The sequence below is a fragment of the Tepidibacter formicigenes DSM 15518 genome, assembly GCF_900142235.1.
GTDB classification, from domain to species: Bacteria; Bacillota; Clostridia; order Peptostreptococcales; family Peptostreptococcaceae; genus Tepidibacter; species Tepidibacter formicigenes.
Genome location: NZ_FRAE01000026.1, coordinates 1 through 25,070 on the forward strand (window position 1 = coordinate 1; position 25,070 = coordinate 25,070).

Genomic DNA, 25,070 nt, shown 5'->3' on the forward strand with positions numbered 1-25,070 from the left:
AATAATATTTTTGATAAAAAGAAAGTGGGATGAAATCACTAATATCAAAAAAATGATTTAACATAGAAAGTAAATTGTATTGATTTTGATTAAAAAACTTTTCAAAATCAGAAGAAATATTAGAAAAGTTTAATTGTTTAGCTTGAACTGGCATAAGTTTTTCCTCCTTTTTTCATTTTGAGTTATACACATCTAGTTAATGTATATATACCCAAAATGGGGGAAACTTAGCCATTTCTATAAATTTAAATGTAGTATTTATGCGAGTTGTAGAGTTCTGCAACGAGCTAATTTTTACTTTATAAAGGGGGGTAAGAGGAATTATGGGTCAATTTTCTGATTTAATAAAAAAAGATAGAGAAGATAGAAAGAAAAAGCATTTTGAAGGTACGTTTTTAGATTATCTTGAGATACTAAAAAAAGATAAATCAGTGTGTATGTTAGCACATGAAAGAATGTATAAAACTATTACTGATAAAGGAACACAAGTTATAAATACTGTTGAAAACCCGAGACTTAGAAGAATTTATGGAAATGATGTTTTAAAAAGATACAATTTCTTTAAAGATGACTTCTTTGGGATTGATAAAGTATTAATGAAAATAGTTAAATATTTTCATACAGCAGCAATGAAAGGAGAAGAGTCTCGTCAAGTTCTTTATTTAGTAGGGCCTGTTGGAGCAGGTAAATCATCTATAATGGAGGCTTTAAAAAGAGGACTTGAAATGAGTGATCCTATATATGCCCTTAAAGGGTGTCCTATGAGAGAAGAGCCCCTTCATTTAGTTCCTAATCATCTTAGAAAACAGTTTGAAAATTTATTAAATGTAAAAATTGAAGGTGATTTATGTCCTGTTTGTAGATATAGATTAAAAAATGAATATAATGGCGAATTTGAAAAATTTCCTGTAGAAACAGTAGATTTTAGTATAAGATCAAGAAAGGGCATAGGGGTAGTTCCGCCAGTAGACCCTAATAATCAAGATACTTCAGTACTTGTAGGTTCTGTTGATATATCTAAAATGGATTTATATCCTGAGGATGATCCAAGGGTACTTTCTTTAAATGGAGCATTCAATGTTGGTAATAGAGGACTTGTAGAATTTATAGAGGTATTTAAAAATGAAGTAGAATATCTTCATACTATGATTACAGCAACTCAAGAAAAAAGTATTCCATCTCCTGGTAAAGCATCTATGATTTATTTTGATGGAATTATACTAGCTCATTCTAATGAAGCAGAGTGGAATAAATTTAAATCAGACCATACTAATGAGGCAATATTAGATAGAATTGTAAAGATTGAAGTACCTTATTGTCTTGAATTAGATGAAGAAATTAAGATATACAAAAAAATATTAAATAAGAGCAATTTCAATGCTCATATTGCACCTCATGCAATAGAAATAGCTTCAATGTTTGCTATTTTAACAAGGCTTGCTCCTTCAAATAAAGTTAATCCTATAATAAAGCTAAAAATATATAATGGAGAAGAAATAGTTGAAAAAGGATCTACTAAAAAAATAGATATAAGTGAGCTTAGAGAAGAAGCACCTAGAGAAGGTATGACAGGAATATCTCCAAGATTTATAATGAAAGCTTTAGATGAAACAATAGCTGAATCTGATTATAATTGTATTAATCCTATTTCAATTCTTGAAACTTTGATTAAGTCAGTAAAAGAATTGTCAATTAGTGAAGATACTAAGAAAAAATACTTAAATTTCTTACAAAATACAATTAAAAAGGAATATAACAAAATACTTGAAAATGAAGTCACTAAGGCATTTATCCATGGATATAAAGAACAAGCTGAAGATCTATTTAATAATTATTTAGATCATGCTGAGGCTTATGTTAATAAAACAAAGATAAAAGATAAAAGTACTGGTGAAGAATTAGAGCCAGATGAAGATTTTTTAAGATCTATAGAAGAACAGATAAATATAACTAGCACTTCAGCTAAGGGATTTAGACAGGATGTAACATCATATATGTTCTATGTTATAAGAAATGGAGGAAAGATTGATTATACTTGTTATCAACCATTAAAAGAGGCTATTGAAAAGAAATTAACTACATCAGTAAGAGAATTAAGTAGAGTTATAACTCGTACTAAGGTAAGGGATAAGGATCAAAATGAAAAATATAATGCCATGGTAGAAGAAATGAAGAGAAATGGATACTGCGAACACTGCTGTAACGTAATTCTTAAATATGCTGCTAATAATTTATGGAAGGATTAAGAATATACAGCAAGGGGTGAGAATATGGGCATATTTAGGGAGTTTGACAGTAAAGGAAGGGATCGTTCAGCAGAAGATAGGTATAGACATAGAAAATTAGTAGAAGACTCTATAAAGAAGAATATAGGAAATATAATAGCTGAGGAGAGTATTATTGGTCAAAGTAAGGATAAAAAAATAAAAATACCTATAAAAGGAATTAAGGAATATCAGTTTATATATGGTAAAAATAAACCAGGGGTTGGATCAGGAATTGGTAATGAAAAAAGAGGAGATAAAATAGGGAGTGAACAGATGCAAAAGGGCAAAGGAGAAGAGGGAGCAGGAAATGACGAAGGTGAAGATATTTATGAAACTGAAGTTACTATTGAGGAATTAATTAATTATTTATTTGATGATTTAGATTTACCTTATATGCAGAGAAAAAAATTTAGTGAAATAGAATCTCAAAAAAAATTTAAAAGGTTAGGGTATCAAAATAAGGGAGTTAGACCTCGCCTTGCTAAAAAAAGATCTGTAATTGAGAAGATAAAAAGAAAACAGGCAACTCAAAGAGGAAAAAAAATAAATAAAGAAGAAAAGGAAAGATTTCCATTTAAAGAAGAAGATTTAAAATATTATCATATGAGACCAGATATAAAAAGAGAAAGTAATGCAGTAGTTATTTGTATTATGGATACATCAGGTTCTATGGATATGACTAAAAAATACATGGCTAGAAGCTTTTATTTTCTTTTATATCAATTTGTAAAGCTTAAGTATGTAAATGTAGAAGTTGTATTTATATCCCATTCAACTGTAGCTAAAGAAGTAAATGAGCATGAGTTTTTCCATAAAGGACAGTCGGGAGGAACATATATTAGTAGTGGTTATAAAAAAGCATTAGAAATTATAGAAAAAAGGTATAACCCTTCAGTATGGAATGTTTATGCATTTCACTGTAGTGATGGAGATAACTGGAGAGAGGATAATCAAAAAGCTATAAATTCTGCAAAAAAATTATGTGAAACTTGCAATCTATTTGGATATGGTCAAATAGGTAATAGAGGATATATGACAAATAGTACAATTAAAAATGAATTTGAAAAGAATGTAAAATATACTAATTTTTCGGTTGTAACTATGTCTCGAAAGGAGGATATTATTCCTGCCCTTAGAAAATTACTTGAAAAAGAAAAGGGATTTATGGAATAATAGTTTGCCTATGATGGAATATACTATTGAGCAGTTAGAAAAATGGGATAAAAAAATTGTTGATATTGTAAAAGCAGAAGGATTAGATTGTTATAGTCAAGAATTTGAAATTTGTAGTTATGAGGATATGATATGCTTTGAAGTTTACGTTGGAATGCCATCTCATTATCCTCATTGGAGTTATGGTAAGGCTTATGAAAGGAAGAAAACTTTATATAAATATAATTTAGAGGGACTTCCTTATGAAATGGTAATTAATTCTGATCCTAGTATTGCATATCTTATGAAAGACAATACTTTGCTTTTACAAATACTTACTATGGCACATGTATATGGACATAATGACTTTTTTAAAAATAATAGATTGTTTGCTGAGGGAACTAAAGCAGATTATACAATAGAAATGTTTAAAAATCATTCAAATAGAATAAGAAGCTATATAGAAGATCCAACAATAGGATATGAAAAAGTAGAAAGAATACTTGATGCAGCTCACGCTATAAGATTTCATACAACAAGAGTTATAGGTCTTAAAAAACTATCTGATGAAGAAAAGAAGAAAAGACTTCTTGAAAAGTATTATGAAGAAACACAACCTAAAGGACTTTTGGATGATAAAAGTGATATACCATTTCCTAATCTTAATAAAATTCCTCTAGAGCCTACTGATGATATTATGAATTTTTTGATTGAGCATAGCAATCTAGAGGAGTGGGAAAAAGACATAATTGAAATTGTAATGAAAGAAGCTATGTATTTTATTCCTCAAATAGAAACTAAAATAATGAATGAAGGCTGGGCAAGTTACTGGCATTATAAGATATTAAATAAGCTTAATTTATCTCAAAGTCTTCATATGGAGTTTTTAAATAGACATAATCAAGTTATTAGACCTTTCTTGGGTGGAATTAATCCTTATTTTGTTGGATTCAAAATGTTTGAAGATATTGAAAAAAGATATGGAAGAGATAAAATATTTGAAGTTAGAAAACTTGAAAGGGATCAATCTTTCATTAGAAAATATCTTACTGAAGAATTGTGTGAGAAAATGAATATGTTTCAGTATAAAAAGAAAGGGAGAAATTATGTAATAGAAGAGGTTGCAGATAAGGAAGGGTGGAAGAAAATTAGAGATACTTTGGCTAATAACGTAGGAATGGGAGAAATACCTTATATTAAGGTTGAAAAAGTATCTCCTACAGATGGTGGATTAGTCTTAATTCATGAATATGATGGTAGAGAATTAGAACTTTCATATGCATATGAAACTCTAAAGCATGTTTCAACTCTTTGGGGAGATAAAGTTACATTAAAAACTGTTATTGGAAATAATAATAAATCTATTGTATGTAGTAAAGATAAAAAAATATATATGGGATAAAAATGAACCTGCTATTAATGGCAGGTTTATTTTTATTCTATAGGAATTATAAATTTTTTAAACTGTAACTTTGGTAACTGAATAAAAGTATCAACTATTTTGAGCAACGGAGTCCGTTAGGACTCGTTGGCGATATGAGCCATGCGATAGCATGAAGCGAATTTTTTTATATCAAAAAATATAAGAATGGAAAACTTGTGAAGTGGAATAATATAATAAATATTTGTTATATTAAAATAAAATACTGAAATTAAAAAGGGTGGTATTAAAATATGTTAGGAGCAATGTTCTGGGGAGGAATAACAGGTTTTGCTGTGTTTTTAGGAGCATTAGTAGGAATTTATTTTAAAATAAAAAAGTATATAGTTGGTTTTATTATGGCTCTTGGTACAGGTGTTTTAATTGGAGCAGCTTCATTTGAATTACTTATCAAATCTGTTAAAAATGCTGGAATAAAAATTACAGCTATTGGCTTTATTTTAGGCGCTATTATTTTTACAATTTTAGATTTTATAATAGCTCAAAAAGGAGGAAATGAAAGAAAACGCTCAAAAGAAAAGCCAGAGGGATATTCAGGGTTAGCAATTTTTATTGGAACATTAATGGATGCAATTCCTGAATCGCTTATTATTGGTGTAAGTTTAATTAAAGAATATCATGTAAGTTGGATTTTAGTTATTGCTATATTTATTAGTAATTTTCCAGAAGGATTATCAAGTACTATAGGATTAAAAAAAGATGGATATTCTAATAGTAAAATTTTTTTCCTCTGGTTAATGGTTTTAGTTACTTCATCGTTAAGTTCCTTAATAGGGTTTATTTTTTTTGAAAATGCATCAAAATCATTAGTAAATGGTATTGGTTCATTTGCTGCAGGTGGAATTGTAGCAATGGTTTCATCAACTATGATGCCAGAAGCATATAAGGAAGGTGGTTCTGTAGTTGGTTTTATTTCAGCAATTGGATTATTAAGTGCTTTAATTCTTTCTCATTTTGAGTAAAGTTATATTTGTAATTTTTTTTAAAAATAATATTAGTATGATGATATAATAAATTATATGAAAAAGTTTCCTTTAAACATATATAATAAGGTTAATGACTCAAAAATTGCTATTTAGCATAAATTAAGGGGGTAGAAAATATGGATAATAAGAGATTTTATCCTAATATTGCAATTATTATAACGGTTATACTATGGGGATTATCATTTATAAGCATAAAAGTATCTTTAGAAGTTTTTCCGCCTATGACTTTAGCAGCAGCTAGATTTATAATTGCTTCAGGAATACTTTTAGCAATATTTAAGAAAAAAGAACCCAAAACAAAGCTTGAAAAAGAAGATATTCCAAAGATAGCCATGGCATCATTCATTGGTGTTACCCTATACTACTATTTTGAAAATAATGGAGTAAAGCTTACAACTCCTTCTATAGCATCTCTTATCATTGCTACAATACCTATATTTTCATTGATTTCTGAAGCAATTATGTTTAAAAACAAATTAACATTAAACAAAATAATAGGAGTAACATGCTCACTTATAGGAGTTTATTTTATAGTAGGGGGAGGTTTAAATGATTTAACATCAAGTAATGGATTAGGATATTTGATGATGTTTGGTGCTGTTTTTTCTTGGGTAATTTATAATATGCTTACAAAACCATTATTCAATAAATATTCTCAATTAGCTATAGTATTTTATCAAATAGTTTTTGGAACTATTTTTTTAATACCGTTTACTTTATTTGAAAAAACTAATTGGGAGTTGTTAAATAAATCTATAATACTTAATATATTTTACTTAGCCGTATTCTGTTCAGCAGTGGCTTATTATCTTTATATGTATGCTTTAGATAATTTAGGAGCTTCAACTACGACGTTGTATCTAAATCTTTCTCCTCTTGTGACTACTATAGGAAGCTATTTTATATTACATGAAAATATAACTAAAAATACAATTATTGGAGGAATACTTGTAATTGCATCTGTTTATACAGTAAATCTTAAAATATCTTTTAAAAAAGATAAAATTGAAGATGTTGCAAAGTTCAAAAAGGTATGATATTCTAATTTAGCACAATAAAATAAGACAGTTCGTAACCATCCTGTCTATAAACAAAACTAGGACTAAAACTACCCGTTTTAGGTAGTTGTTTTTGTTTATAGGGCAGTTATGCCTTTTTTTTGTGCTTTTTCACTAAAAGGAGGAGTAAAAAATGAAAAAAATAGGACTTACTACTACTGTTCCAGTAGAAGTTTTAATAGCAGCAGGATATAAACCGGTAGATCTTAATAATCTTTTTATAACTTCTAATAATTATTTTAAATATATAGATATAGCTGAAAGAGATGGATTTCCAAAAAGCATGTGTGCATGGATAAAGGGTATATATGGAGCATGTGTTGAAAATGGGATTAAAGAAATAGTCGGAGTTATGGAGGGAGATTGTTCTAACACAAAGGTACTTATTGATGTACTTAAACTTAAAGGAATTAAAGTTTATCCTTTTTCATTTCCACATAGTCATAAAAGAGAAGATGTAGAAATAGAGATAAAAAAATTTATGGACATTTTTAAAGTAGAAATTGAAGAAGTTGAAAAAGTAAGAAATAGACTTAATAAAATAAGAAAGCTTTCAAAGAAAATAGATAAGTTAACATATATAGATAATAAAGCAACTGGTTTTGAAAATCATTTATATCAAGTAAGTTTAAGTGATTTTAATGGAGATATTGATAAATTTGAAAATGAACTTAAAAACGTAATTTCAGATATAAAAAATAGAGAATCAAATGATAAAAAAATAAGGTTAGGGTATATTGGAGTTCCTCCTATGACTGGTGATTTATATGAATTCGTTGAAAAATTTAATGCAAGATTTGTATATAATGAGGTTCAAAGAGAATTTGCTTTTCCAAGAGGGGATAAAGCTTTAAATATATATGAACAGTATTATGACTATACCTATCCTTATGATAGTGAATTTAGAATAAAGGAGCTAAAGAAACAAATTAAAGAGAGAAAATTAGATGGAATTATTCACTATACTCAGGCCTTTTGCTATAGAGCAGTTGAAGATATTGTATTAAAACAAAAGCTTGATATACCTATTTTAAATATTGAGGGAGATAAGCTAAATACTTTAGATGCTAGAACTAAATTAAGACTTGAAGCATATCTTGATATGCTCCTTGACTTGAAAGGAGAAATTTAGATGAATGTATTAGGTATAGATCTTGGAAGTAGAGAAGTAAAGATTGTATTAATGAAAGATGAGAAGATAGTAAAAAAACAAAAAATAAGCACAATGTCTTTTTATAGAGATTATTGTACTTTTGATGGGAAAATAACTGTTGATTTAAAAAAGCTCGATATTGATTATGTTGATAAGGCAGTATCTACTGGATATGGTAGAAATAATACTGATTTGAGTAGATTTATAGCTATAAATGAAATAAAAGCACATGTTTATGGAGCATTTTATCAAACTGGACTTAAAGACTTTATACTTTTGGACGTAGGTGGACAAGATGTTAAAGTTGTTAAAGTTGAAAAAGGAGTTACAACTGATTTAGAGCTTAATGAAAAATGTGCTGCTTCTTGTGGAAGATATTTAGAAAATATGGCAAATGTACTTGAAATATCTTTAGATGAGATGAGTAAGTACTATAAAAATCCTGTGGAGCTTAATTCTACTTGTGCAGTATTTTCTGAATCGGAGCTTATTGGGAAAATTGCTGAGGGTGTTAATATTGAATGTTTATGTTCTGGAGTGAATTATTCTTTATATAAAAGATTAAAGCCTCTTTTAACAAAGTTTAGAGGGAGAAAGTTAGTTTTAACTGGTGGAGTTGCTAATAATATAGCTTTAAAGGAATATCTTCAAAATGATTATGATGAGATAGTTTCGGTTTCAGATCCACAGTTTAATGGAGCAATAGGATGCTGTTTATATGCAAATAAGTTTTTAGTTTAGGAGGAATAGTAATGTATATTTTAAAAGCAGAGCATAGTTTTGATAGTGCTCATTTTCTTGCAAATTATGAAGGAAAATGTTCAAATATTCACGGGCATAGATGGAGAGTTATAATTGAAGTACAGTCAGAGAATTTAATAGATGGTGGGCAACTTGATGGTATGGTAATTGACTTTGGAGATTTAAAAAAAGATGTTAGAGCTTTAGCTGATTCTTATGATCATGCATTTATAATACAAAAAGGTACTATGAGAAAAGAAACTTTAGAATGTATTATAGAAGATGGATTCAAAATAGTAGAGGTTGAGTTTAGACCAACAGCTGAAAATTTTGCAGCATTTTTCTTTAAAACTATGGAAGAAAAAGGATACAATGTAAAAAGAGCAACTGTATATGAAACACCTACTAATAGTGCCACATATGAAAAAAGTGAGGTGAAGTAGCGGTGTTTAAAGTAGTTGAAAAATTTATAAGCATAAATGGAGAAGGACGTTTATCAGGTCAGCTTGCTGTATTTATAAGATTTGCAGGATGCAATTTAGACTGTAGCTTTTGTGATACTAGATGGGCAAATGAAAAAGATGTAGATTATGAACTTATGACTAAGGAAGATATATATAAATATATAAAATTTACAAAAGTTAAAAACATAACTTTAACTGGAGGAGAACCATTACTTCAAGAAAGAATTATGGAGTTATTAGAATATTTATCAAAAGATGAATATTTATTAGTTGAGATAGAAACAAATGGAAGTATTGATTTGAAAAAATTTTCTAGGATAGAAAAAAATAGACCAAAATTCACCATGGATTATAAGCTTATGTCAAGTAATATGGAAGATAAGATGGTAATAGATAATTTTAAATACTTAAATAAAAATGATACAGTTAAATTTGTAGTAGGAACTATTGATGATTTAAATAAAGCTAAGTATTTAATTGATAAATATGAATTAACAAATAAAACTAATGTATATTTAAGCCCAGTATTTGGGGAAATTGATATGAATGAGATTGTTGAATTTATGAAAAATAATAAAATGAATGAAGTAACCCTTCAAATACAGCTTCATAAGGTAATCTGGCATCCAGATAAAAAGGGGGTATAAAATCGTGGCAATTAACAAAAAAGAAATTGAAAAGCACATAAGAGGAATACTTATAGCCTTAGGAGAAGATCCAGATAGAGAGGGACTTAAGGATACTCCAAAGCGTGTAGCTAATATGTATGAGGAAGTATTTATGGGAACTAATTATACAAATGATGAAATAGCAGAGATATTTGGTAAAACATTTGAAGAAGATTTAGATGTTAAAGGGTCAAATAAAGATATAGTATTTATGAAGGATATTGAAATATTTAGTCACTGTGAACACCATTTAGCACTTATGTATAATATGAAGGTTTCAGTTGCTTATATACCAAATAAAAAAGTTATAGGTCTTAGTAAAATAGCGAGAATAGCTGATATGGTAGGTAGAAGACTTCAACTTCAAGAAAGAATAGGAATGGATATAGCTTACATTATTCAAAGAGTAACTGATTCAGAAGATGTTGCTGTTATTATAGAAGGTGAACATGCTTGCATGACTGCAAGAGGAATAAAAAAGAATAATACAAAAACTATAACTACAACATTAAAAGGAAGATTTGAAACTGATCCTATTCTTAATAACAAATTAATGATGCTTTATAAATAACAAAGAGGTGAAATATATGAATAAAGAAAAAGCAGTTGTTGTATTTAGTGGAGGACAAGACAGTACAACTTGTTTGTTTTGGGCAAAGAAGAAGTTTAAAGAGGTTATAGCAGTATCTTTTGATTATAATCAAAAACATAAGTTTGAGCTTGAGTGTGCAAAGGATATTTGTAAAAAGTATAATGTAGAACATCATATTTTAGACTTAGGACTTCTTAATCAATTAGCTCCTAATTCATTAACTAGAGTGGATATAGAAGTTGATAAAGAAACACCAAAAGATAGTCTTCCAAATTCATTTGTTGATGGAAGAAATATGCTATTTTTAACATTTGTAGGGGTATTTGCAAAGCAAAGAGGAATAAATAATATAATAACAGGGGTATCACAAAGTGATTTTAGTGGCTATCCAGATTGTAGAGATGTATTTATAAAATCTTTAAATGTTACACTTAATTTAGCCATGGATTATCAATTTGAAATTCATACGCCACTTATGTGGATTAATAAAGCACAAACTTGGGAATTGGCAGATGAATTAGAAGTACTCGATATAATTAAGAATGAGACTTTAACTTGTTACAATGGAATTATAGGTGATGGATGTGGAGAGTGTCCAGCTTGCAAATTAAGAATGAATGGTTATATAGAGTATATGAAATCAAAGGAAAAATAAAATATGTAAATTTTAAGCTACCACTAGTTTATTTGTGGTAGTTTTTTTTGCATATTAATGAATTAAAAGAAAAAAATATAAATTATATATATTTATTTTATAACTATATGTTATAATTTTAGTGATTTATTATTTGGAGGTTATGGTATGAGTGAGCGAATTTCAATTCCTAGATATATAAAAATAGCAGTTGATGTAGCAACACGTATTTACAATGGAAACATAAACGAAGGAGATAAATTAAGAGGAAGATCAATATTAGCTTCAGAGTATAATGTTTCTCCAGAAACAATAAGAAAAGCTATGAAACTACTCGAAGATAAGCAAGTTGTTGAAGTAAGCAAAGGAAGTGGAATTATAGTAAAGTCTAAACAAAAGGCTTATGGGGTTATACAAAACTTTAAAGATAGTGAAGAAAATATAAGTACTTTAAGAAGTAAGTTAAAAGATTTATTTGATGAGAAAAAAAGGATAGAAAAAGAGATTCAAGAAACCACTGAAAAAATAATAGATTTATATAAGTTTAAAAGAAATGAAATAATAGATCCAATACAAGTAGAAATTAAAGAAGGATATCATATAATTGGTAAAACAATAGGAGAATGCAAAGTTTGGGAAAATACAGGAGCTACTATATTAGGAGTATTAAGAAAAGGAAAAATGATACTTTCTCCAGGACCTAATTTAGAGTTTATGCAAGGTGATAATTTATTAATTGTAGGGGATTTAGGTGTAGTAGATAAAATAAACAATTATTTAAAATTAAAATAAAATAGGTTAATTTAAAAGTCTCAAATATTATTTTTATTGAAGAAAGTAATATTTGAGACTTTTTTTATAATGAATAAGAAATTATAATCATTTTAAATTGTGGATAAATATAATTTCTGTTATGAATTTTAAGCAACGGAATTCGTTAGAATTCGTTGGTGACATGAAATTTTAAAAAAGTCTACATTTAAAATTTTTAGAATAAAGACTTTTTTATAAATTTGACAAGATACAACTTAGATAATATAATGGAATTGCTTGAAACATACAACTTTTATAAAAAATAAAGTTGTATCTAAAATTGAATATGACATTATAATAAAAGCATTTAAGCTATTATAATATACAATTATTCTTAATGCTTTTATTTATAGATGACAAAAAAGGGAGTGGTATCTTGAAATTTAACAAGAATGATAATAGTGTTTTAAAAATTTCTTTAGTATTAATTATATGTATAGTTATGTGGGGGCTTATCAGTCCTAATAGCTTCGGATTTATAGGAAATAAAGCTTTAAGTTATATGGTTGATAAATTTGGTTGGCTTTATTTATCAAGTATGACTGTATTTTTAGTATTTAGTATATTCCTTGCTTTTAGTAAATATGGCAATATAAAATTGGGTGATGATGATTCAAAGCCAGAGTATAGTTACATTTCTTGGTTTGCTATGCTATTTAGTGCTGGTATGGGTATTGGTTTAGTATTTTGGGGAGTAGCAGAGCCTCTTAATCATTATATAAATCCTATGGGTATTACAGGTGGAACAGAAAATGCAGTGAATTTTGCTATGAAAAAATCCTTTTTTCACTGGGGACTTCATCCTTGGGCGGTATACAGTTTGTTAGCACTGTCTCTTGCTTATATACAGTTTAGAAAAAAATATCCATGTTTAATAAGTAACATGTTTATTCCACTGTTTGGAAGAAATATATCTAAAAAAAAGATTGGGAAATTTATAGATGTTTTAGCTATCTTTGCTACTATATCAGGTGCTGCAACATCTTTAGGATTAGGAACTCTTCAAATTAATAGTGGGCTTAATTATTTATTTAATATACCTGAAAATAAAATTGTACAAATTATAATAATTATAGTAGTTACATTTTTATTTATATATTCAGCTGTTGGTGGAGTTGATAAAGGAATTAAGATATTATCTAATTTAAATGTATTAATGGCAGTTATGCTTCTTGCTGTAGCTATGATTATAGGACCAACAAGTGAAATATTAAATAATTTTATAAATGGGATGTCTAATTACGGAAAAGATTTATTAGCAGAAGTAAATCCTTTTGGAAAAGGAGATTGGTATAAATCATGGACTATATTTTATTGGGCATGGTGGATAGCATGGGCTCCTTTTGTTGGAACTTTTATAGCTAGGATTTCAAAGGGAAGAACTATTAGAGAATTTATATTTGGAGTATTATTAGTACCTTCAATAGTTTCATTTTTTTGGTTTTCAACATTTGGAACAATGGCTGTAAATATAGGATATGATACTGCATCTAAAGCTATAGGTAAAACCTCTACGGCTTTTTTTATTGTTATGAGTAATTATCCATATGGTAAAGTAATATCAATAATTGCAATAATTCTTCTTGGTACATTCTTTGTTACATCAGCAGATTCTGCAACTTTTGTTCTAGGTATGATGTCAAGGAAGGGGAAATTAAATCCAGATAGTAAAGTTAAAATTATTTGGGGAATAGTACAATCTTTGTTAGCATTAGCTTTATTACTATCAGGTGGATTAAAAATGCTTCAAACTATGTCTATAGTGGCAGCTTTTCCTTTTGTATTTATAATACTTGGTTATATAGTATGTTTAGTTAAATTCTTAAGAGAAGAAAAAATAGAAAATGAAGTTAAAGAAAAGATTAGAATGTTTAAATAATTGAAATAAAATAATTTTTAAATATATGATATAATATTTTAGTAATTTATTTTTGTGGGAGGTAAAAATTGTGAGGGATTTACCTATAGGCGTATTTGACTCAGGTATGGGTGGAATAAGTGTTTTAAAAGAAATGAAAAAATTAATGCCTAAAGAAAACTACATATACTACGGTGACTCGAAGAATATACCTTATGGAAAAAAAACTAAAGAAGAGTTAAGTCATATTTGTATAGAAATTGTAGACTATTTTATAGAAAAAAAAGTTAAAGCAGTTGTAATAGCTTGTAATACAGCTACTAGTGCAGCAGTTAATGAATTAAGAAGTAAATACAATATACCTATTATAGGAATTGAACCAGCTTTAAAACCAGCTGTTGAGAAATATGAAGGAGGAAAAATAGCTGTACTTGCTACAGAGGTTACATTAAGAGAGAAAAAGTTTAATGAATTGATGAATAAGTATAAGGACAAAGCAGAAATTATTAAAATTCCAGCTCCTAAACTTGTGACAATTGTAGAAAATGGTATAGTTAGTGAACGAGAAGCTGAAGAAGCTGTAAGAGAGCTTTTTGAAGATATAAATCTAGAAAATTTATCATCAATCGTATTAGGATGCACTCATTATGTATTTTTGAAGGATATTATAAAAAAAGTATTAGGCGATAATATAGAGTTAATAGATGGAGGTTTTGGAACAGCGTTAAATGTTAAAAACATTTTATTAAAAATGGATTCGTTAAATGAAAGTAATAAAGAAGGAACTATAGAAATAATAAATACATCAAATGATAAAAGTAAAATAGAACTTTCATATAAACTATTAAATACATAAAGAAGAGAGTGATTTAAAAAGCATTCTCTTCTTTCTTTGTGTCAATTTTAAAATTATATATAAGTCCTGAAATTATTAAAAGCCCTCCAATTAATTTTCCTAAAGAAAAGTTTTTAAATAGAACATAATCTATAAATATTCCTGTAAAAAGTTGACCTATAAAAATTATTAAAGTAGAGTATATAGTTGGAATTTTTAGTATAACTATATTTGATATAGATACTATTATTACTCCTATTGCTCCGCCTAAATATATCCAAAATGGATAATTAGGTAAATCGTATATTATATTTTTAGAAGGTCCTTTAGTAACAAATATTATTAAATATATTACTATTAATCCTGTTAAAAAATTCATTCTACAGCTTTTAAAAACACCTATTTTACTTGAAAGATGGGAATTTAGTATCATAGATAATATAACAAGTATACCACTTAAAAAAGCAATAAAAATATACATAATATACCTCCTAATAAAATGTCATTATACATATTCCAAATAAAACTAATAAAAATCCTATTATTTTATTTTTATGAAATTTATTGATTTTAACACCAAATAATCCGAAATGGTCTATAATACAAGAGAAAAGGGATTGTCCTAAAAGTCCTAATGATATTGTAATAGCTATTCCTAGGCGGTTAAAACACATAATATTAAAAAGAACTACGAAAACTCCTATCCCTCCACCTAAAAATAAATATATAGGTATTTTTTCTTCGATGTTTTTATGCTCTTTTTTTAATATAAGTATTAATATTATTGATATTAGACCGACTAAATGTACTATAAAAACAGAATTATAAAAACCTACATAATTAGCTAAAATGCCGTTAAAACTAACCATTATTGAAACTAAAAAACCTTGAAATAAAGCTAATAATTTATACATAAATAACCCCCTTAGTGATTTGATTTTAGTGTACAATAATATTTTATTGAAATATATAAATTATAAAAATGACATATGTCATGTTAAATATAATTTATTTAACTTTAGAATTGAGGAGACGCATATGATTAAGATTAAAAATGAAAAAGAATTAAATTATTACATAGAAAAATATAAATTAAATAATATATTTGAAAAGGATATAAAAAAGTATATGGAGCTTCATTTTTTTAAAAAAGGAGAACATATTTATAGATGTGATGAAAATATAAATTATTTTTATTTTTTAGTTAAAGGAAGGGCAAAGGTATATACAATTTCTAAAAATGGTAAAGCGCTACTCCTTAGGTTTTATAAACCGTGTGAAATTATAGGTGATATTGAAATTATACAAGAAATTGAAAAAGAGAGAAATAAATTTTATAGCTGTAATGTTGAATCCTTGGATAATACTATATGGATAGGAATATCTTTTGATAATATGAAGAAACATGTTAAAGATGATATTAAGTTTTTAAAGTACATATCTAAATCATTAGCATATAAGTTATGTCAATTAGGAAATTCAAGTGTACTTAATCTTTTGTATCCTCTTGAAAATAGGTTGGCAAGTTATATTTTAGCATTAACATATGATACAAATTCAAATAAAGATATTATTGAAATTGAAATGTGTAAATTAAAAGATATAGCAGAATTATTGGGAAGTAGTTATAGACATTTATTAAGAACTATAAATGCATTATCTGATAAAAAAATTATAGAAAGAAAAAGAAATTATATAAAAATATTAGATGGAAAGAAGTTGGAAGATTTAGCTGGAGATATATATAAATAAAGTTCCCACCATGCTGGTGGGAAAGTAGGTTGGTGGCTAAAGGGGAGAGGAATTTATCCCCTAAGATATAGATTAATGATAAGGAAGTTAAGTTGTAAAGTAAAATTAAATGCCCTCAATTTAAATTATCTTATTAAATATTATATGACACATAAAAAAATTTTATTCATAAAAGTATAAAAAATAATATGTAGTACACAATTAATAATAGGTATTTAATAAAGTAAAGGTGGAGTGTTAAATGAAAGAATGTGTACTACAAGATAAGGAATGTTTTAAATCAAATCTAAAACTAGAAATTATCTATGATATAGTAAAATGCTATAGAGAGGGAAAAATATCTGAAAAGAAAATGAAAATTATGTTAAAAAAACTAGGATAAAAGCATCTATATAAATAACAGATGCTTTTATCCTAGTTGAAATTTTTATGCTCTCATGTAATCTTTTTTAGTATCTTCCCAGCATTCAACATTTTTTAATCCTTCTATACTATTTACAGTAAATACAGGATCTTTTCCTTCTTTCTTCTGTGTAACATAGTCTTTTAAAGCTGCAAAAGCAATTTTTCCAAGTTGGGCTATTGCAATTAAGTTGATTAGAGCCATTAATCCCATGAATAAATCTGCCATATTCCAAACAAGAGGCATTTCGGCTATAGATCCAAAAAGAACCATTAAAACAACAGCAGTTCTATATACTAATAACCAAATTTTATTAGAATTAATAAATTCAATATTTGTTTCTCCGTAGTAGTAATTTCCGATTATAGAACTAAATGCAAAAAGTAATATACATAAAGCTATAAAGCTATTACCCCAAGAACCAACTTGAGAGCTTAAAGCAGTTTGAGTTAATTGAATACCTGATAAACCTTTAGAAGTATAAGCTCCTGAAAGTAAAATTATAAATGCAGTAGAACTACAAATTAAAAGAGTATCAGTAAAAACACCTAAAGTTTGAATAAGACCTTGTTTAACTGGATGAGTTACCTCTGCAGTTGCTGCAGCATTTGGAGCAGAACCCATACCAGCTTCGTTGGAGAAAAGACCTCTCTTAATTCCCATCATAAGAGCTACACCGATTCCACCGCCAATTGCTTGGTTTAAACCAAATGCACTGCTTATTATTAGAGAAAATACTGATGGAATAGCAGAAATATTTTTAATTATAACAAAAGCAGCTACTAATATATAAGCTACAGCCATAATAGGGACAATTAATTCAGCAACCTTTGCAATTCTTTTTACTCCTCCGAAAATAATTATTCCTGTAATTGAAGATAATGTTAAACCTATAATAAATTGATTAATACCGAAAGCTTCTTTAAAAGCAAGGGAAATAGTATTTGATTGTACAGAGTTAAAAACAAGTCCAAAACATATAGTTATTAAAATTGAAAAAATGATTCCCATCCATCTTTTATTTAATGCTTTTTCCATGTAGTAAGCAGGACCGCCACGATATCCATATTTATCTTTTGTTTTATAAATTTGTGCTAATGTACTTTCAACAAAGCTTGATGAAGCACCAACTAAAGCAATTAACCACATCCAAAAAACTGCTCCTGGTCCTCCAACCGCAATAGCTATTGCAACTCCTGCTAAATTACCAGTTCCAACTCTTGAAGCAGTACTTATACAAAAAGCTTGAAAAGATGAAACTGAGTTTTCGCTTTTTTCATCTGAAGAAACAGAATTAGTTGCTCCATCGCCTAATAATCTAAACATTTCTCCAAAGAATTTAAATTGAACAAAATTGGATTTAAAAGTAAAGTAAATACCAAGTCCAATGAGTAAAATAATAAGAACTTTTCCCCAAAGGATATCATTTCCTATAGAAATTATGCTTTCTAAAAAGTTCATCATAAATATCACTCCTTTTCTGTATGTTATTATTTATATTTTGTTTGTTTTTTAAATCAATTGATACAATTGTATCAGAAAAAACAACGCAAATCAAATTTTTTTATATTCTGAATTTTAAATAAAATGCAACTAGTAATTTGAGGACGTATGTAATTGATGTATATATATTAATGTTATCAAATTTATATTTGAATGATGTGATTTTAAGTGAAGTATTATAAATGAAAAATTGGAATGAATTGTGAAATTTATAAAAAATATTTTTCATAAGAAATTTTTTTATAATGAATAGAAAATTATAATCCTTAAAACAATTACATAGTAAGGATATTAAGTAAATTTTGAAAAAATATAAAAATTGTCGATTGACCTTGTAATTAATAAAATACTATAATGTAAATACAAGTTTAATTTAAAAAATATAGGAGGATACTTTTTATGAAATTAAAAATTAAAACTAAGTTAATTGCTGTAATGCTACTGTTAATAACAATACCCCTTGTGTTTTTAGGAAGTACAACATACATAAAAGCTAAAAAAGAATTAAAAAAACAATTTGAAGAATCTATGGTACAACTAAACAATCAAATAAAAGAATCTATTGAAGAACATTTTGGGAATTATAAAAAAATTACTTATATTCTTAGTACAAATAATAAAGTTGAACAAATAATTAATAATCCTGAAAATGAATTTTATATAAAAGGGTTATTTAAAAGTTATATGGAAAGTTATAATGAATTATCAGATATATATATGGGAACTGCTAATGGTAAGATGATTATATATCCTGAGGCAGATTTAGGTAATTTTGATCTTAGAACAACGTCAACATACAAAAAGGCTGTAGAAAATCAAAGGGTTATTTTTAGTGATGTATTTATAAATGAGGCAACTAAGAAGTTGTGTATGTCAGTTGCAGCACCAGTATATGAAAATGGTGATAAGAATAAATTGGTTGGTGTAATAGGTGTAACAATACCCCTAGATGAATTATCAAAAAAAATAAGCTCTATAAAGGTAGGACAAAATGGATATCCTGGAATTTTGGATTCTGATGGAAAAATAATTACACATAAAGATATAAAAAATATAGGCAAAAAGGTATCGGTACCAGAAATAGTTAAAGCTATAAACAGCAATAGTGATGGAATAGTAGATTATAAATGGAAAGAAAAAGATGGAAGTGTATTAAAAAAACTTGGAGTGTATACAAAAGTTCCAGAATTAGAATGGACTATAATGACGACAATGTATGTTGATGAAGTTGAGAATGGGATTAAAGGTATACTTATTAATATTGTATTGATTGGTGTAATTGTACTTATGGTTGCATTGGGAGTTGGTATATTATTTTCAAATAGAATTGCAAAACCTATAGAATTAATAGCAAGTAATATGAATAAAGTAAAAGAAGGAGACTTTACAGTTAAGTCAAATTTAAAGTTAAATGACGAAATTGGAATTCTTTCAGATGGTTTTAATATAATGGTGGAGAATGTTAAAGAATTATTATTAGATGCAAAGAGGGTAAGTGAAGAAGTATCAAATACTGCAACAAATCTTGCAGCCACATCACAAGAAGCTAGTGCATCAAGTGAAGAAATAGCAAAAACTATAGAGGAAATAGCAAGAGGGGCGCAGCAGCAAGCACAAGATGCTGAAAATGGAGTAAGGCTTGGATCTAATTTAGATGATAAATTTAATAAATTAGTAAATAATACGAAAACTATGTCTAAAAATGCAAAAAAAGCAATTAATGTAAATATAGAAGGTGTAAATTTAGTTAATGAGCTTAAAGAAAAAACCAATTTAAATAATAAATCTATAAATAAAATAGGATATGCAGTAAAGCAATTAAGTGAAAAATCTAATCATATAGAAGATATACTACAAACAATAAGATCTATAGCAGAGCAGACAAATTTATTAGCGCTAAATGCAAGTATAGAGGCAGCAAGAGCGGGAGAAGCAGGAAGAGGATTTGCAGTAGTAGCCCAAGAAATAAGAAAGCTTGCAGAAGGTTCAAGTGCTGCAACTGATGAAATAAAAGAAATAGTCGAATCTATAAAATATGAAAGTGAAAATACAGTTTCAATTATGGATGAAGTGAAAAATGTTTCCGTTGACCAAACTAAGTCTGTGTGGGATGTAAATAATGCATTTGAAGAAATATCTAAATCAATAGATGGTATTACAAATGAAATAGAACAGGTTAATAAATTTGTAAATGAAATAATAAAGGATAAGGATTTGATAGTAGACTCTATACAAAATATATCAGCAGTATCTGAAGAAACAGCAGCATCATCAGAGGAAGTTACAGCTTCAGCTCAGCAGCAGGCCATGGCTGTTGAAGAAGTTGCTAATAGTGCACAAAGACTTAATGAGTTGTCTTTGAAACTTAATGAACGAATAGACAAATTTAAAGTATAATATTTCTAAAAGTCCTATATTATCAGAAATAATATAGGACTTTTTTTAATAATACTATATAATAAATCATAAGATTTATGATTGGAGTGATAAAATTGCCAAGGGAAATTTTATTAGGCAAAAATTATAATAGTATGAAAGCATGGGAAAAATTCACTAAATCAGGTATTTTAGATAAAAATTTAGTAAGAGATGTTATAGCACAGTCTTGGGAAAGAAGTAAAAAATATGGAATAGATCCTTTTAAGGAAAACAATAATCAAAAACTTAAGTCTAATGAATTTAAATTTAGATATAGAAAATTTATGACACTCCTTAAAACAGCAAAACCTTTAATGAAAAGCTTATATAAAATAGTAGAAGATAATGGGTTGATGATAAGGCTTACAGATGGTGAAGGTTATATACTTGAATATATGGGAAATAGTAATCTATTAAATGAGTATGGCAACCTAAATATACAAAAAGGTTCTAATGTAAATGAAAATGTAATAGGAACTAATGCTATTGCTCTTGCAATGATAAATGGTCAGCCTATACAGGTGTTAGGGGGAGAACATTACTGTAAACAGTATCACAACTGGAGTTCTTCAGCTTGTCCTATTAGGGATGAAAAAAGGAAGATTATAGGAGTCTTAAGTGTTACAGGTCCGTCTGAAAAGATACATCCTCATACTCTAGGGATGGTAGTGGCAGCAGCAAAATCAATAGAAAAACAATTAAAGCTAGATAAAAGTAATAAAAAACTGAGTATGACCAATAAACATTTATTTGCCATAATGGAGTCTATATCAGAAGGTCTTATAGGTATAGATAATAAGGGGATAGTTAAGGATATAAATTTATTTGCAAGAAGGCTTCTTTCTCTAGATGAAGAAGATATTATTGATAAAAATATAAGGGAATTTATAAATGAAAAAAATAATAATATAGTTCTAAATGTTATAAATAAAGGAAAAAAATATGAAGAAACTGAGATGTACTTTAAAAACAAAAAAGGAAAGAGAGTATATTGCATAGTAAACTTAACACCCATAAAGGATTGTGATACTGATGAAGTTGAAGGGGTAGTTATAACCTTTAGAAAATCTAAAACTATTCATAACTTAGTAAACAAGATAATAGGAGCAGAAGCTATATTTACATTTGATGATATTATAGGTGAAAGTGAAGTTGTTAAGGAAGCTAAAATGATTTCTAAAAAAGCTGCTAAGGTAAATACTACTATACTTCTCCAAGGAGAAAGTGGAACAGGAAAAGAATTATTTGCTCAAGCTATACACAATGAAAGTCCAAGAAGAAGTAAGCCTTTTGTATTTTTAAATTGTGGAGCTATTCCTAGAGAACTTGTTGCTAGTGAGTTATTTGGATATGTAGAAGGTGCTTTTACAGGAGCAAAAAGAGGAGGACATCCTGGTAAATTTGAACTTGCAGATGAAGGAACTATATTTTTAGATGAGATAGGAGATATGCCTTTAGACACTCAGGCTAATTTATTAAGAGTACTAGAAACTAAATCTGTAGTTAGAGTTGGGGGGCATAGTGTAATACCAACAGATGTTAGGGTGATAGCTGCTACTCATAAGGATTTAAAAAAAGAAGTTGAAAAAGGTAATTTTAGAGAAGATTTATACTATAGATTAAATGTTATGCCAATAAGAACGCCATCACTTAGAGAAAGAAGAGGAGATATAAAGTTGTTAATAGACTATTTTCTGGAGAAATTCAGTAAAAAAATGAATAAACAAATAAAAGGAATTAGTGATAGTTTTTATAAATATATGAAAAATTATGACTGGCCGGGTAATGTTAGAGAACTTCAAAATGTAATGCAGCTTGTTATAAATATGGTTGAAGAAAATGAGATAATAGGATATAAGCATTTACCATCATATATAAAACCAAGTAATTTATCTAAAAAAATAGGAATGAAGGATGAGTTATTAAGCTTAGCTGAAATAGAAAAAATAGCAATAATAAAAACATTAGAAGAGGTAAATGGAAATATAGCACTAGCTTCAAAAATTTTAGGAATAGGAAGAAGTACCTTATATAGAAAAATAGAAAAATATAATATAGATTATATAATTTGATATTGTTTATGTATCAAATTGAAACATAAGTTTCATTATGATACACGTCAAATGTATGTAAAATTTCAGTATGTATCAAAATGAAACAAAACAAGCATAGTTTATTAAACTATGCTTGTTTTGTTTGTCGATATAATTCTTGATGTAAAAAAAATAAACGCTGAAATTAAGGGATAAGATAAGGTTGTTGTACGTAAATAATAAAATTGGCATGGATATTGCTTGTGATAATTATATAAATATAATTGAAAGTCAAAAAGGAGGTATATCTTATGAAAAAAATAGGAATGACTTTATTTTCTTTATTAACATTTTGGAATGTTCTAGAAGGAAAAATTAATATAGAAACTATTTTAGTAGGTTTATTAATATGTTTGTTTGTATATAAATTTAATAAAGAAACATTTATAACAAAGTAAGGTGGGATATAATTGTTGAAAAAAATAGCTTATTCAATTCAATATTTATTTATACTTATTATAGAAGTTATAAAAGCTAATATTGATGTTGCAAAAATAGTTTTAAGTCCCAAAATAGATATAGACCCAGTAGTGATTGAATTTAAAACAAAATTAAAAACAGATTTAACAAAAACAATACTTGCAAATTCAATTACTCTAACTCCTGGAACTATAACTATGATAATGGAAAATGATGTATACACTGTACATTGTCTAAAAAGGGAGTTTGCTGATAGTCTTGCTAATTCGAAATTTGAAAATATACTTTTAAAGATAGAGGAGCAATAAGTTATGGAAAATATTTTAGTGATTTCAAGTATATTTTTGTCTATTACTATAATTTTATGTATGATAAGAGCTATTAAAGGACCCCTTGCAGCGGATAGATTAGTCTCAATAAATGTTATTGGAACAAAAACTATGGTTTTAATATCCTTCATATCATTTATTCTAGAAGAAACTTATTTTATTGATGTAGTGTTAGTTTATGCAATGATAAGTTTTATAGGGTCAATAGGAATTGCTGATTTAATTGAGAAAATAGGAGGAAAAAATATATGAAGATGATTTTAGTAAGTATTCTCCTATTTGGAGGACTTTTCTTTTTTTCTGTAGGGACAATAGGATTATTAAGATTTGATGATGTATTTACTAGAGCTCATGGAGCTGCAAAATGTGATACATTAGGAGCGGTTTTTAGCTTATTAGCTTTAGTTGTATATAATGGATTTGGTTTTACAAGCTTTAAGCTAATAATGGTAATTGTTTTTCTTTGGATAACAAATCCAACAGCTACACATCTTATAACAAGGGCAGAATTTAATAGAAGAAAACATGAAAAAAATTAATATATGGAGTGAAGATAGATGAATATATTTACCTTAATAATGCTAATTTTTTTAATATTATCATCAATTGCTGTTTCGTTTATTAAAGATTTGCTTGGAGCAGTAATTGTTTTTATGGTGTATTCTCTTGTAATGGCAATACTTTGGCAGCAGCTAAATGCACCAGATTTAGCTATAACAGAGGCAGCTGTAGGAGCAGGAGTATCAACATTACTATTTGTTTTAACCCTTAAGAGAATAAAGGGGGGATCAAAGTGAGAAAATTTACAGCAGTTATTTTAACATCTCTTTTAATAGGAATAATATTTATGGGAGTGAGTGAGATTCCTGAGTTTGGAAAATCAGATGTTCCGGCTCATAATTATGTATCTAAAACCTATTTAGAAGAAACAGTTAAGGAAACGGGAGCATTAAATATTATAACAGGTATTATTCTTGATTATAGAGCTTTTGATACATTTGTTGAAGCTACTGTTTTATTTACTGGTTCAATTGTTGTGCTTATAGTTTTAAGAAAAGAAGGTGATACAAATGGATAGTAAAATATTAAGTAAAGTTTCTGAGTTTGTAATACCTTTCATACAAATATTTGGAATATATGTAATTGTAAATGGACATTTATCTCCAGGTGGAGGTTTTGCTGGAGGAACAATTATTGGAGTAAGTTTTATTCTTTATAGAATTGTGAATGGTCCTCAAAAAGCTAAAAAAAAGCTTCCTTATAAATTTTTAATTAAGATAATTTGTTTTTCTTTAATCACTTATGGATTATTAAAAGGATATAGCTTTATAGATGGGGGGCTTGACCTTCATTTACCAAGGTTTCCGTTGGGAACTCCTGGGAAAATATTTTCCGCAGGGTATTTATTGCCTCTAAATATATTTGTAGGAGCTGTGGTTGCTATTACAATGTACTTTTTTTACAGTTTATTTAGTGAAGGGGAAATATAG

28 protein-coding genes are annotated in these 25,070 nt (G+C 27.6%); 25 read left to right on the top strand and 3 right to left on the bottom strand.

The features are described 5' to 3' along the window. Positions 1 to 323 precede the first annotated feature (323 nt). The 14 genes from BUA77_RS06585 to murI all read left to right on the top strand — a co-directional run bounded on the left by BUA77_RS06585 (position 324) and on the right by murI (position 14,683). Positions 324 to 2,246, top strand: a complete 1,923-nt coding sequence (locus tag BUA77_RS06585) for a PrkA family serine protein kinase (protein WP_072888490.1) — start codon at positions 324 to 326, stop codon at positions 2,244 to 2,246. A 24-nt stretch (positions 2,247 to 2,270) separates the two neighbouring features. After that, the gene (gene yhbH / locus BUA77_RS06590) at positions 2,271 to 3,440 is read left to right on the top strand and encodes a sporulation protein YhbH (protein ID WP_072888492.1); all 1,170 of its coding nucleotides are present in this window, start codon (positions 2,271 to 2,273) and stop codon (positions 3,438 to 3,440) included. Between the two features lie 10 nt (positions 3,441 to 3,450). Beyond that, entirely contained in the window at positions 3,451 to 4,821 is a 1,371-nt protein-coding gene (locus BUA77_RS06595) for a SpoVR family protein (RefSeq protein ID WP_330390036.1), read from the top strand. Between the two features lie 272 nt (positions 4,822 to 5,093). Further along, on the top strand, positions 5,094 to 5,822 hold the full coding sequence (locus BUA77_RS06600; protein WP_072888493.1) for a ZIP family metal transporter: 729 nt from the start codon (positions 5,094 to 5,096) through the stop codon (positions 5,820 to 5,822). Positions 5,823 to 5,962: 140 nt separating this feature from the next. Then, on the top strand, positions 5,963 to 6,883 hold the full coding sequence (locus BUA77_RS06605) for a DMT family transporter (RefSeq protein WP_072888495.1): 921 nt from the start codon (positions 5,963 to 5,965) through the stop codon (positions 6,881 to 6,883). 154 nt (positions 6,884 to 7,037) lie between these two features. Next, positions 7,038 to 8,036 carry a 2-hydroxyacyl-CoA dehydratase family protein gene (locus tag BUA77_RS06610; RefSeq protein ID WP_072888497.1) on the top strand — a complete coding sequence of 333 codons (999 nt, stop codon included), beginning with the start codon at positions 7,038 to 7,040 and terminating at the stop codon, positions 8,034 to 8,036. Next, positions 8,037 to 8,798: an acyl-CoA dehydratase activase gene (locus BUA77_RS06615; RefSeq protein WP_072888499.1), complete on the top strand. Its 762-nt coding sequence runs from the start codon at positions 8,037 to 8,039 to the stop codon at positions 8,796 to 8,798. It abuts the gene before it with no gap. Between the two features lie 11 nt (positions 8,799 to 8,809). Next, complete coding sequence (gene queD, locus BUA77_RS06620; RefSeq protein WP_072888501.1) at positions 8,810 to 9,241, top strand: 6-carboxytetrahydropterin synthase QueD; 432 nt, start codon at positions 8,810 to 8,812, stop codon at positions 9,239 to 9,241. 2 nt (positions 9,242 to 9,243) lie between these two features. Continuing rightward, on the top strand, positions 9,244 to 9,909 hold the full coding sequence (gene queE / locus BUA77_RS06625) for a putative 7-carboxy-7-deazaguanine synthase QueE (protein WP_072888503.1): 666 nt from the start codon (positions 9,244 to 9,246) through the stop codon (positions 9,907 to 9,909). A gap of 4 nt (positions 9,910 to 9,913) precedes the next feature. Then, entirely contained in the window at positions 9,914 to 10,501 is a 588-nt protein-coding gene (gene folE / locus BUA77_RS06630) for a GTP cyclohydrolase I FolE (RefSeq protein ID WP_072888505.1), read from the top strand. A 7-nt stretch (positions 10,502 to 10,508) separates the two neighbouring features. Beyond that, the gene (gene queC / locus BUA77_RS06635) at positions 10,509 to 11,177 is read left to right on the top strand and encodes a 7-cyano-7-deazaguanine synthase QueC (protein WP_278280558.1); all 669 of its coding nucleotides are present in this window, start codon (positions 10,509 to 10,511) and stop codon (positions 11,175 to 11,177) included. 147 nt (positions 11,178 to 11,324) lie between these two features. Further along, positions 11,325 to 11,948 (top strand): TrkA C-terminal domain-containing protein, encoded by a 624-nt coding sequence (locus BUA77_RS06640; RefSeq protein ID WP_072888508.1) that lies wholly within the window; start codon positions 11,325 to 11,327, stop codon positions 11,946 to 11,948. A gap of 397 nt (positions 11,949 to 12,345) precedes the next feature. After that, positions 12,346 to 13,848: a BCCT family transporter gene (locus BUA77_RS06645; protein ID WP_278280559.1), complete on the top strand. Its 1,503-nt coding sequence runs from the start codon at positions 12,346 to 12,348 to the stop codon at positions 13,846 to 13,848. 70 nt (positions 13,849 to 13,918) lie between these two features. After that, a complete protein-coding gene (gene murI, locus BUA77_RS06650) occupies positions 13,919 to 14,683 on the top strand; it encodes a glutamate racemase (protein WP_242939091.1) in 765 nt (254 codons plus the stop codon). A gap of 13 nt (positions 14,684 to 14,696) precedes the next feature. Here the strand turns inward: murI and BUA77_RS06655 are convergent, their stop codons facing one another. Both BUA77_RS06655 and BUA77_RS06660 read right to left on the bottom strand, forming a co-directional pair. Beyond that, the gene (locus BUA77_RS06655; RefSeq protein WP_242939092.1) at positions 14,697 to 15,143 is read right to left on the bottom strand and encodes a DMT family transporter; all 447 of its coding nucleotides are present in this window, start codon (positions 15,141 to 15,143) and stop codon (positions 14,697 to 14,699) included. 10 nt (positions 15,144 to 15,153) lie between these two features. Continuing rightward, positions 15,154 to 15,576, bottom strand: coding sequence for a DMT family transporter (locus BUA77_RS06660; RefSeq protein WP_072888511.1), 423 nt, complete (start codon positions 15,574 to 15,576; stop codon positions 15,154 to 15,156). A 124-nt stretch (positions 15,577 to 15,700) separates the two neighbouring features. Between BUA77_RS06660 and BUA77_RS06665 the strand changes: the two genes are divergently transcribed. Both BUA77_RS06665 and BUA77_RS13810 read left to right on the top strand, forming a co-directional pair. After that, positions 15,701 to 16,414, top strand: a complete 714-nt coding sequence (locus BUA77_RS06665; RefSeq protein WP_072888512.1) for a Crp/Fnr family transcriptional regulator — start codon at positions 15,701 to 15,703, stop codon at positions 16,412 to 16,414. A 241-nt stretch (positions 16,415 to 16,655) separates the two neighbouring features. Then, positions 16,656 to 16,796, top strand: a complete 141-nt coding sequence (locus tag BUA77_RS13810) for a hypothetical protein (protein WP_159428962.1) — start codon at positions 16,656 to 16,658, stop codon at positions 16,794 to 16,796. A 45-nt stretch (positions 16,797 to 16,841) separates the two neighbouring features. On the opposite strand, the gene BUA77_RS06670 is transcribed toward BUA77_RS13810, so the two are convergent. Beyond that, positions 16,842 to 18,278, bottom strand: coding sequence for an alanine/glycine:cation symporter family protein (locus BUA77_RS06670; RefSeq protein WP_072888541.1), 1,437 nt, complete (start codon positions 18,276 to 18,278; stop codon positions 16,842 to 16,844). A 441-nt stretch (positions 18,279 to 18,719) separates the two neighbouring features. Between BUA77_RS06670 and BUA77_RS06675 the strand changes: the two genes are divergently transcribed. The 9 genes from BUA77_RS06675 to BUA77_RS06710 all read left to right on the top strand — a co-directional run bounded on the left by BUA77_RS06675 (position 18,720) and on the right by BUA77_RS06710 (position 25,070). Then, the gene (locus tag BUA77_RS06675; protein ID WP_072888513.1) at positions 18,720 to 20,717 is read left to right on the top strand and encodes a methyl-accepting chemotaxis protein; all 1,998 of its coding nucleotides are present in this window, start codon (positions 18,720 to 18,722) and stop codon (positions 20,715 to 20,717) included. 95 nt (positions 20,718 to 20,812) lie between these two features. Beyond that, a complete protein-coding gene (locus BUA77_RS06680) occupies positions 20,813 to 22,810 on the top strand; it encodes a sigma-54-dependent Fis family transcriptional regulator (protein WP_159428963.1) in 1,998 nt (665 codons plus the stop codon). 272 nt (positions 22,811 to 23,082) lie between these two features. Then, a complete protein-coding gene (locus BUA77_RS13815; protein WP_159428964.1) occupies positions 23,083 to 23,229 on the top strand; it encodes a hypothetical protein in 147 nt (48 codons plus the stop codon). Between the two features lie 12 nt (positions 23,230 to 23,241). After that, entirely contained in the window at positions 23,242 to 23,559 is a 318-nt protein-coding gene (locus BUA77_RS06685) for a Na+/H+ antiporter subunit E (RefSeq protein WP_084605594.1), read from the top strand. Positions 23,560 to 23,562: 3 nt separating this feature from the next. After that, a complete protein-coding gene (locus BUA77_RS06690; protein WP_072888514.1) occupies positions 23,563 to 23,832 on the top strand; it encodes a monovalent cation/H+ antiporter complex subunit F in 270 nt (89 codons plus the stop codon). Then, on the top strand, positions 23,829 to 24,119 hold the full coding sequence (mnhG, locus tag BUA77_RS06695; protein ID WP_242939093.1) for a monovalent cation/H(+) antiporter subunit G: 291 nt from the start codon (positions 23,829 to 23,831) through the stop codon (positions 24,117 to 24,119). The genes BUA77_RS06690 and mnhG overlap by 4 nt, the downstream gene beginning before the upstream one ends. An 18-nt stretch (positions 24,120 to 24,137) precedes the next feature. Continuing rightward, positions 24,138 to 24,377 carry a hydrogenase subunit MbhD domain-containing protein gene (locus tag BUA77_RS06700; RefSeq protein WP_072888515.1) on the top strand — a complete coding sequence of 80 codons (240 nt, stop codon included), beginning with the start codon at positions 24,138 to 24,140 and terminating at the stop codon, positions 24,375 to 24,377. Next, on the top strand, positions 24,374 to 24,658 hold the full coding sequence (mbhE, locus tag BUA77_RS06705) for a hydrogen gas-evolving membrane-bound hydrogenase subunit E (protein ID WP_084605596.1): 285 nt from the start codon (positions 24,374 to 24,376) through the stop codon (positions 24,656 to 24,658). The genes BUA77_RS06700 and mbhE overlap by 4 nt, the downstream gene beginning before the upstream one ends. Continuing rightward, positions 24,651 to 25,070: an MnhB domain-containing protein gene (locus BUA77_RS06710; RefSeq protein ID WP_072888524.1), complete on the top strand. Its 420-nt coding sequence runs from the start codon at positions 24,651 to 24,653 to the stop codon at positions 25,068 to 25,070. Before mbhE ends, BUA77_RS06710 begins: the two co-directional genes overlap by 8 nt.

What these genes read in the sequence shown, in the direction of transcription:
- BUA77_RS06585 (WP_072888490.1), top strand. Translation starts at nt 324, where the DNA reads ATGGGTCAATTTTCTGATTTAATAAAAAAAGATAGAGAAGATAGAAAG.
- yhbH (WP_072888492.1), top strand. Translation starts at nt 2,271, where the DNA reads ATGGGCATATTTAGGGAGTTTGACAGTAAAGGAAGGGATCGTTCAGCA.
- BUA77_RS06595 (WP_330390036.1), top strand. Translation starts at nt 3,451, where the DNA reads ATGATGGAATATACTATTGAGCAGTTAGAAAAATGGGATAAAAAAATT.
- BUA77_RS06600 (WP_072888493.1), top strand. Translation starts at nt 5,094, where the DNA reads ATGTTAGGAGCAATGTTCTGGGGAGGAATAACAGGTTTTGCTGTGTTT.
- BUA77_RS06605 (WP_072888495.1), top strand. Translation starts at nt 5,963, where the DNA reads ATGGATAATAAGAGATTTTATCCTAATATTGCAATTATTATAACGGTT.
- BUA77_RS06610 (WP_072888497.1), top strand. Translation starts at nt 7,038, where the DNA reads ATGAAAAAAATAGGACTTACTACTACTGTTCCAGTAGAAGTTTTAATA.
- BUA77_RS06615 (WP_072888499.1), top strand. Translation starts at nt 8,037, where the DNA reads ATGAATGTATTAGGTATAGATCTTGGAAGTAGAGAAGTAAAGATTGTA.
- queD (WP_072888501.1), top strand. Translation starts at nt 8,810, where the DNA reads ATGTATATTTTAAAAGCAGAGCATAGTTTTGATAGTGCTCATTTTCTT.
- BUA77_RS06640 (WP_072888508.1), top strand. Translation starts at nt 11,325, where the DNA reads ATGAGTGAGCGAATTTCAATTCCTAGATATATAAAAATAGCAGTTGAT.
- BUA77_RS06655 (WP_242939092.1), bottom strand. Translation starts at nt 15,143, where the DNA reads ATGTATATTTTTATTGCTTTTTTAAGTGGTATACTTGTTATATTATCT.
- BUA77_RS06660 (WP_072888511.1), bottom strand. Translation starts at nt 15,576, where the DNA reads ATGTATAAATTATTAGCTTTATTTCAAGGTTTTTTAGTTTCAATAATG.
- BUA77_RS06665 (WP_072888512.1), top strand. Translation starts at nt 15,701, where the DNA reads ATGATTAAGATTAAAAATGAAAAAGAATTAAATTATTACATAGAAAAA.
- BUA77_RS13810 (WP_159428962.1), top strand. Translation starts at nt 16,656, where the DNA reads ATGAAAGAATGTGTACTACAAGATAAGGAATGTTTTAAATCAAATCTA.
- BUA77_RS06670 (WP_072888541.1), bottom strand. Translation starts at nt 18,278, where the DNA reads ATGAACTTTTTAGAAAGCATAATTTCTATAGGAAATGATATCCTTTGG.
- BUA77_RS06675 (WP_072888513.1), top strand. Translation starts at nt 18,720, where the DNA reads ATGAAATTAAAAATTAAAACTAAGTTAATTGCTGTAATGCTACTGTTA.
- BUA77_RS13815 (WP_159428964.1), top strand. Translation starts at nt 23,083, where the DNA reads ATGAAAAAAATAGGAATGACTTTATTTTCTTTATTAACATTTTGGAAT.
- BUA77_RS06690 (WP_072888514.1), top strand. Translation starts at nt 23,563, where the DNA reads ATGGAAAATATTTTAGTGATTTCAAGTATATTTTTGTCTATTACTATA.
- mnhG (WP_242939093.1), top strand. Translation starts at nt 23,829, where the DNA reads ATGAAGATGATTTTAGTAAGTATTCTCCTATTTGGAGGACTTTTCTTT.
- BUA77_RS06700 (WP_072888515.1), top strand. Translation starts at nt 24,138, where the DNA reads ATGAATATATTTACCTTAATAATGCTAATTTTTTTAATATTATCATCA.
- BUA77_RS06710 (WP_072888524.1), top strand. Translation starts at nt 24,651, where the DNA reads ATGGATAGTAAAATATTAAGTAAAGTTTCTGAGTTTGTAATACCTTTC.